The following is a 274-nucleotide window of genomic DNA, read 5'->3' on the forward strand; positions in this document are numbered from 1 at the left end:
GGCGATGGCGTTGGCCGTGACGCCATGCCGAGCGCCCTCGAGCGCGAGCGCCCGCGTGAGACCGACGATGCCCGCCTTCGCGGCCAGCGCCGTTTCCCATGCATCGGCCAGTTGCCCGGCCTCGTCAACATAGATGCCTGTCAAGCCGAGCATTTCCGCGAACCGGTGATACGGCACATTGGGCACCTTCTGCGACGCGTCGAACTTCGGATCACCTTCCATCACCCGCTGCTCCCACGTGACCTGATTCAGGTCTTCGTTATTCAGCACCATG

1 protein-coding gene is annotated in these 274 nt (G+C 63.9%); it reads right to left on the reverse strand.

What is annotated here, in order from left to right; translation table 11 throughout:
• Positions 1-274, reverse strand: a 274-nt coding sequence (locus tag SB660_RS20405; protein WP_410584146.1) for a thiamine pyrophosphate-dependent enzyme, incomplete at both ends; no start/stop codon positions are given.

Origin of the sequence: Bacillus sp. SIMBA_005 (assembly GCF_046535585.1) — a bacterium.
Taxonomy (GTDB): Bacteria; Bacillota; Bacilli; order Bacillales; family Bacillaceae; genus Bacillus; species Bacillus pumilus.